The sequence below is a fragment of the Sphingomonas flavida genome (assembly GCF_036663655.1).
Classification (GTDB): Bacteria; Pseudomonadota; Alphaproteobacteria; order Sphingomonadales; family Sphingomonadaceae; genus Sphingomonas.
On record NZ_JAXOJH010000021.1, the window covers coordinates 45,312 to 52,775 of the forward strand.

6 protein-coding genes are annotated in these 7,464 nt (G+C 66.6%); 3 read left to right on the forward strand and 3 right to left on the reverse strand.

All coding sequences use genetic code 11. The annotated features are described in order from the left end of the window. Nucleotides 1-6 precede the first annotated feature (6 nt). From U1703_RS17025 to U1703_RS17035, 3 genes are read right to left on the reverse strand one after another with little or no spacing between them, the layout of a single operon-like run. Entirely contained in the window at nucleotides 7-645 is a 639-nt protein-coding gene (locus U1703_RS17025) for a PepSY-associated TM helix domain-containing protein (protein ID WP_332786660.1), read from the reverse strand. Then, nucleotides 642-1,325, reverse strand: a complete 684-nt coding sequence (locus tag U1703_RS17030) for a Fe2+-dependent dioxygenase (RefSeq protein WP_332786661.1) — start codon at nucleotides 1,323-1,325, stop codon at nucleotides 642-644. The genes U1703_RS17025 and U1703_RS17030 overlap by 4 nt, the downstream gene beginning before the upstream one ends. A gap of 18 nt (nucleotides 1,326-1,343) precedes the next feature. After that, the gene (locus U1703_RS17035) at nucleotides 1,344-3,731 is read right to left on the reverse strand and encodes a TonB-dependent receptor (protein ID WP_332786662.1); all 2,388 of its coding nucleotides are present in this window, start codon (nucleotides 3,729-3,731) and stop codon (nucleotides 1,344-1,346) included. A gap of 275 nt (nucleotides 3,732-4,006) precedes the next feature. Here U1703_RS17035 and U1703_RS17040 point away from each other — a divergent pair, with 275 nt between their 5' ends. The 3 genes from U1703_RS17040 (at nucleotide 4,007) to U1703_RS17050 (ending at nucleotide 7,313) form a co-directional block, all read left to right on the forward strand. Beyond that, the gene (locus U1703_RS17040) at nucleotides 4,007-5,269 is read left to right on the forward strand and encodes a cyclic di-GMP phosphodiesterase (protein WP_332786663.1); all 1,263 of its coding nucleotides are present in this window, start codon (nucleotides 4,007-4,009) and stop codon (nucleotides 5,267-5,269) included. A gap of 62 nt (nucleotides 5,270-5,331) precedes the next feature. After that, nucleotides 5,332-6,948 (forward strand): NAD(P)/FAD-dependent oxidoreductase, encoded by a 1,617-nt coding sequence (locus tag U1703_RS17045; protein ID WP_332786664.1) that lies wholly within the window; start codon nucleotides 5,332-5,334, stop codon nucleotides 6,946-6,948. Next, nucleotides 6,945-7,313 carry a reverse transcriptase-like protein gene (locus tag U1703_RS17050; RefSeq protein WP_332786665.1) on the forward strand — a complete coding sequence of 123 codons (369 nt, stop codon included), beginning with the start codon at nucleotides 6,945-6,947 and terminating at the stop codon, nucleotides 7,311-7,313. The genes U1703_RS17045 and U1703_RS17050 overlap by 4 nt, the downstream gene beginning before the upstream one ends. The last annotated feature ends 151 nt before the right edge of the window (nucleotides 7,314-7,464 follow it).

Consider the following 7,464-nt stretch of genomic DNA (forward strand, 5'->3'; position numbering starts at 1 on the left):
TCTCCATCAGTGCAGGAAGAAGACGGCGATCGCCGCCGGAATCAGCAACCCCGCCGCCACCAGCGGCCAGGTCGAGGGACGGTGCCGCGCATGCATCTGAAGCAGCAGCAGCCCGGTCAGGGTGAAGATGATGCACGCCACCGCAAAGGCGTCGATGAACCAGAACCAGGCGGCACCCGCATTGCGCCCCTTGTGCAGGTCGTTGAGGTACGAGACCCAGCCGCGATCGGTCCGCTCCGCCGTGATCGCGCCGCTCGTCCGGTCGATGCTGACCCAGGCATCGCCGCCGGGACGCGGCATGGCGACATAGACCTCGCCGTCCGACCATTCGCCGGGACGCCCGGCGGGGTCGAGATCGACGGCACGTTCCACCGCCTCGGCGACTCGCGTCGGCAGGGGCGCATCATTCGCCTTGGGATTGGCCAGCAAGGGACGCAGGCCGGGCGCGAGCAGGCCGCTCTTCTGCACCGTCCTGGGGTTCGCGGAAATGCTGGCGGCATGGTTCAGCGTCAGCCCGGTGATCGCGAACAGCATCATGCCGACCAGCGACACCGCCGCGCTGATCCAGTGCCAGGTGTGGAACTGCTTCAACCACCAGCTGCGCCATTTGCGCTTCTTCGGTTTCGCCATGATCGTGACGGTCATGCGTCGGCCCAGCGGCGCAGCAGGTTATGATACACGCCGGTCAGCTCGACCACCGAGCGATCCCCCTGCCCCTTGTCCGCGCCCACCCGCTGCACCGCGCGGTCCAGGTCGAACAGGATGCGCCGCTCGCCATCGTCGCGCACCATCGACTGGATCCACAGGAAGGAGGCGACTCGGGTGCCCCGCGTGACGGGCTCGACCCGGTGCAGGCTGGAGGCGGGATAGAGGACCGCGCTTCCGGCGGACAGCTTCACACGCTGTTCGCCGTACAAATCCTCGACCACCAGCTCGCCGCCGTCATAGGCGTCCGGGTCCTCCAGGAAGAGGGTCAGCGACAGGTCGGAGCGCATCCGGAAGTCGCTGCCCCGCTTCAGCCGTACGGCATTGTCGACATGGACGTCGAACGCCTGCCCGCCCGCATAGCGGTTGAACAGCGGCGGATAGACCTTCAGCGGCAGGGCGGCGGCCACGAACAGCGGCGACCGGCCCAGCGCATCCAGCACCATCCGCCCCGCCTCGACCGCCGCGCCCGAATCCTCGGGAATTTGCTCGTTGCGCTTGGCGAGCGCCGCCTGCGGGCCGGATGTGGCATTGCCGTCGGCCCAGGGCGCGCCGTCGATGACGCGGCGGACCTGGGCGACCCCGGCGGGATCGAGGATATCGGGAAGGACGATCAGCATCGACGAAGGCTAACCCGATCAGAAATTGGTGAACAGGCTCAGCGTGGCCTGCCGCCGGTCGCCCGGGATCGCCCAGCCGCCGGTGACTACGCCCGTCGTCGCATTGACGTTGTTGCGCACGCCCGTCGCGTATTTCTCGTCGGTGAAGTTCTGGACGTTCAGCTGCAACGTCCAACGCTGCGCGATGGTATAGGCCAGATACGCCCGGTGGATCAGGTAATCGTCGACCCGGTACTGGGTGCGGTTGAGCAACACCGGCGCATTGGTCGCGAACGATCCCTGATAGGTCAGGCCGTATCCGACCTCCAGGCCGAAGGGCAGCTTGTAGGTGGTGAACAGGCTGCCCGAATGCTTCGGCGTCTGGATCAGCTGGCTGCCCGCCTGCGGATCGACCACGCCCGCCGCCTTGTCGCGGTTGGAGATGCTCTGCAGCACCTTGCCGTCGAGATAGGTGTAGTTGGCGAAGATCGTCCAGGCCGGGGTGATCGCCCCCGACAGGCCCAGCGCGACGCCGTCCACCCGGCTGCGTCCGTCCAGCACCTGGAGCCCGGCGGGCAGTGCGGGGTCGTTGGAGGGGACGCGGTAATTGGTCCGCTCGTTGCGGAAGACCGCCGCCGTCAGCTCCAGCCTGCGACCGAGCAGCCCGGCCTTGACCCCCGCCTCGTAATTCTTCGCGGTTTCCGGGGCCACGGCGCACGGGTTCGCGGCGGTCGCGGTCGACGGCACGCCACAGCCAAGCCGAACGGTCGAGGACGACGGCGTCTTGGCATTGCCATAGCTGGCATAGAGGCTGACCGCCTCGACCGGGTGGAAGACACCGCCCGCGCGCCACGAGAACAGCTTTTCGCGGCTGACCTGCGGCGTGGTCTGGAGCGCGGTCAGCTGGGTCGAGCCGGGCGGCACGATGTTGAGCGGCAGGGCGCGGAAATTCGCCTCCTGATACTCCCAGCGGACACCGCCGTTCAGCTCGAAGAAGCGGTTCAGTTCGAGCGTGTCGAAGGCATAGACGGCCAGATTGTGCGTCTCGCTGCGCGACTGGGCGGTGATCGTGCTGTTGATCGGGCCGGTATAGTTGGTGTTCGGGCTGGCGATGGCGATCAGCGGCAAAGGCGACACCGCGCTGCCATTGGCGTTGCGCAGCAGCGAACCCTGGGTCAGCCGGTAATTCTCGATCATCCCCGACATGCCGACATTCAGCACATTGTGCAGCCCGCCCTTCGCGCCCGCTTCGTGGCGCAGGTCGATCTGGTTGGTCAGCATCTGGTTCTGCTGATCGCGCACCAGCCCGCGCGGCCCCGAGGGAAGGTAGAAACCGGCGGGCACATTGGCCGGGCACGCCGCGCCTACGCTGGCGCCCGGCGTCGCGGTGATCGGCTGCAACCCGGTCGAGCCGAGGCAGAAAGTGCCCTGCGGCGCGCTCGTCACACTGTACTGCGTCACCTGCTGCCAGCGGGTCAGGTTGCGCACGCTCCAATGCTCGTCGATCTGATGGCGGAAGGTCGCGGTCAGGCGATCCACCGTGCTGTCCTGCCGGTCGAGATTGGCGATGCCGAAATAGGCGTCGCGCTTCGCCCCCGGTACGAAGCCGTCGACCACGCCATTGTCGAACCACGGAATGCCATAGACCGGTGTGTTGCGGTCTTCCTGATGGACATAGGCCAGCGTCAGGCTGGTCGGCCCGTCGATGCCGATCGTGACCGAGGGCGCGATGCCCCAGCGCTCCATCTTCTCGACATCGCGGCCGGGCACGTCGTTATGGTGGTACGCGCCGTTCAGGCGCACCGCGACCAGGTCCGATACGCGGACATTGCTGTCGATCGCGCCCCGATAATAATTGTCGGTGCCCACCGAGCCCTGCACGATGGTCAGCGTCTCGGGCGTCGGCACCTTGGAGACCAGGTTGATCGTGCCGCCGACCGATCCCGATCCGTTGAAGACGCTGTTCGCGCCGTTATAGACCTCGACCTGTTGCAGGTTGAACGGGTCGGTGCGGCTGTATTGCGCGCTGTCGCGGATGCCGTCGATGGTGACGTCGTTGTTCGCCGAATAGCCGCGCAGGTTGATCGAATCGCCGTAACCGCCGCCGCCTTCGCCCGCCCCGAAGGTGATGCCCGGTATCGTCTGGAGCACGTCGCGCAGCGTCTGGAGATTCTGTTTCCGGATGGTCTGTTCGCTGACCACGGTGATCGTCTGCGGCGTGTCGAGCAAAGGCGCGGTGGCCTTGGGGCTTTCCAGAGTCGCGGCGGTGGCGCGCTGCCCGGTCACGACGACGGTGTCGCGCTGGCCGGTGGCGTCCTGTCCGCGCGCGGCGGTGCTGTCGGCGCGCGGCGCGGTCTCGGCCAGCGCGGTGCCGGGGGCCGTGGCCAGGAACCCGACGCACGACAGGGCGATAAACGAATGTGACATAAAGCTTCCCCTTCGCCCACGGCCGCTATTGCGAGACAATCGCATTGTCAATGCAAGTGATAATGACTCTCACAGCTTGGCGTCAAAGAAGGATGGGTCGCTGTTCCGCGACACGAATGCGGGCCACGGCTCGGCCGCAAAAAATAAAATACGCCGCCCATTATGTCCGAAATGGCCAATAACGCCGTTTTACAGCGCGTTATGGCAGCCGCCGGGCCGTGGTGGGCTTCCGCCGTGCAATCAATATTTTACGGGTCCTGTCCTATCCCAAGTCTATGATAGAGAGGTCTAATCCAGGTCGGTTTCTCCGTATTGCCGGAACCCAGGTGGAGCGGGGCATGTACATCCACACGCTGCATTGCGGGTGGCTGCAGAACCCATTTTGGAGAAAATCCTTCCTGCTGGTGCGTGACGTCGATCGCGACAAGATCCGTGCGACCGTCCCGCATGTCACCATCGACTTGACGAAGGGGCGTGGCCTGACGCTGGTCGCCAGCCGCGATCTCCCCGACGAAGCACCCGTTCCGGCTGCGCCTGTCGCCACCATGATCCGTCCCCGGTGCCGCAAGCCCCAGACCGAGACCGAGCGGGCCGCCGACACCGCCAGCCGCGCAGCCGAGGCGATCTCGGCCCTGTTCGGCCAGGCCCGGTTGGGTCGCGCGATCCGTCTCGACGACCTGGCCCCGACAGTCGATGAGATCGCGCTGGCGATCACCCCCGGCCCCGCCGCGATGCTGGCGGTCACCCGGATGAAGGACCAGGACCACTATACCTATATCCACTCGGTCGCGGTCGGTGCGCTGATGATGGGGTTGGCGCGCCATCTCGGGATGAGCGAGGCCGATATTCGCGTGGCGGGCATGGCGGGGCTGCTCCACGACATCGGCAAGATGCAGATCGAGCCGGCCATCCTCGACAAGCCGGGCCGCCTGACCTCCGACGAGCTTGTCCGCATTCGCATGCACCCCGGCCTGGGCCACGGCATCCTGCTCGACAATGACGATCTCGACCCCCGCATCCTGGACGTCTGCCGCCACCATCATGAAAGGATGGACGGTGCGGGTTATCCCGATGGGCTGAAGGACGAGGAGCTCAGCCTGTTCGTCCGCATCTCGGCGGTCTGCGACGTCTATGACGCGGTCACCTCGATCCGCTCGTACAAGCCCGCCTGGTCGCCGCACGAGGCACTGGCCCAGATGCTGCGATGGGAAGGGCATTTCGCGCCCGAGATCCTGCGCGCCTTCATCGCCAGCCTGGAAATCCAGCCCTTCGGTGCGCTGGTCCGGCTCCACTCCAACCGGCTGGGCCTTGTGGTCCGCGAAGGCGATTGCCCGACGACGCCGATCGTGCGCACCTTTTTCAGCGTGCCCGACCAGCAGCTTATTCCGCCCCAGGATGTCGCCACCCGCGACGACCCGATCCTGCGCTCCGAACGCGGCGAATACTGGTTCGCCGACCGCTGGCCGACGCTCCAGACCGAAATCATGGCGGAGGCCGCAATGCCGGCGCCGCCGTTGCCCCGCGCCATGGGGATGTAACGCTTCGAAGTGGACCAAGCGGGTGATGGCGGGGGCGCGCGCAATTCTATATGGCGCACGGGATGATCCGCCTCAGTGAATTGAAACTGCCTCTCCATCATGCGGACGAGGCCCTGCCCGCCGCCATCTGTCGCCGGTTGCGGGTGACGCCGCGCGAACTGGTGCGCTTCGTCGTCGCCCGGCGTGGGCATGACGCGCGCGACAAGAACAACATCCAACTCGTCTATTCGGTCGATGTGAACCTGAAGAACGAGGCCGCCGTGCTGGAGCGGTTCCGCCGCGACCGCGACATCCAGAAGACGCCAGACACCCGCTATCACCTGCCCAGCGCACCACCCGCCGGAGCCAAGCGCCCCGTCGTCATCGGTGCGGGCCCTTGCGGCCTGTTCGCCGCCTTGGTGCTGGCGCAGGCGGGATACCGCCCGATCGTCCTGGAGCGCGGCAAGGTGGTGCGCGAGCGCACGCAGGACACCTGGGGCCTGTGGCGGCGCAGCGTGCTCAACCCCGAATCCAACGTCCAATATGGCGAAGGCGGGGCGGGCACCTTTTCGGACGGCAAGCTCTATAGCCGGATCAAGGACCCGCGCCACCTGAACCGCAAGGTGCTGACCGAGTTCGTCAAGGCCGGGGCCCCGCCCGAGATCCTGACCGAGGCGCATCCGCATATCGGCACCTTCCGCCTGGTCACCATGGTCGAGAGCATGCGCGCGACCATCGAGGAACTGGGCGGCGAGTACCGCTTCTCCACCCGCGTCGACGGGCTGGACGTCGAAACCGACGGATCGGGCCAGCGCCGGGTGCGCGGACTGCACCTGAACGGCGGCGGCTATCTGGAGGCCGACCATGTCGTCCTCGCCATCGGCCATAGCGCACGCGACAGCTTCGCGATGCTGCAGGCGGCGGGCGTGTATGTCGAGGCCAAACCCTTTTCGATCGGCGTGCGTATCGAGCATCCGCAGGGCTGGATCGACCGGGCGCGCTTTGGGCATCAGGCGGGCCATCCGATCCTGGGCGCGGCCGAATATCACATCTCGCACCACTGCCAGAATGGGCGGACGGTCTACAGCTTCTGCATGTGCCCGGGCGGCACGGTGGTCGCCGCCACCTCGGAAGAGGGTCGTGTCGCGACCAACGGCATGAGCCAATATTCGCGCAACGAACGCAACGCCAATTCGGGCTTCGTGGTGGCGATCGACCCGGAGCGCGACTTTCCCGGCGATCCGCTGGCGGGCCTGGCGCTGCAACGCCATTGGGAGGAGCGCGCCTATGTCGCGGGCGGCTCCAACTACAAGGCACCGGCGCAGCGGGTCGGCGACTTCCTGGCCAAGCGGCCCTCGACCAGCCTGGGCTCGGTCACGCCGTCCTATCGCCCCGGCGTGACGCCGACCGACCTGTCCGAATGCCTGCCCGACTTCGCGATCGAGGCGATGCGCGAGGCGATCCCGGTCTTCGGTCGCCAGATCGCCGGATATGACCACCCCGACGTGGTGATGACCGGCGTCGAGACGCGCACCTCGTCCCCGGTCCGCTTCACGCGCGGCGAGGACGGGCACAGCCTGAACACCTACGGCCTGTACCCGGCGGGCGAAGGCGCGGGCTATGCGGGCGGCATCCTGTCGGCGGCGGTCGACGGCATCAAGACCGCCGAGGCGGTCGCGCGCAGCATCGGGGCGGTGTGAAGGTCTTCTTCGACGGCGGCTGTCGCCCCGGCGGGATGGAATATGCGGTGGTGGTTGGCGGACAGGCGCATGTCGAACGCGACCTGGGGCCGGGATCAGCGATGGAGGCCGAATGGCTGGCCCTGATTGCTGCGACCCGCCTGGCGGTCGAGTGCGGCGTCAGCGATGCGATCCTGCTAGGCGATGCCTTGGCCGTCATTTCCCAAGCGAACGGCAAGGTGCGCGTGCCACCGCTCTGCCGCCCCTATTTCGAACACTGGTCCGCCCTGCCCCGTCCCGCGCGGTTGCGTCTGCGTTATGTCAAACGGACGCAGAACCTAGCGGGGATCGCGTTGGAGCGATTGCGACAAACAATAGGGAATTGATAGGCCGTGCCCTGATCGCAGCATGTCTGATTATGGTGGTTACCTGCCGTTACCGTCGAGCAGCGCTTTGAGCTCGCTCACCGCGCCGACAAGGTCTCCAGCGGGTAGAACGATCACATCGCTCGGTATCGGCTCGAAGCCCATCTTTGGT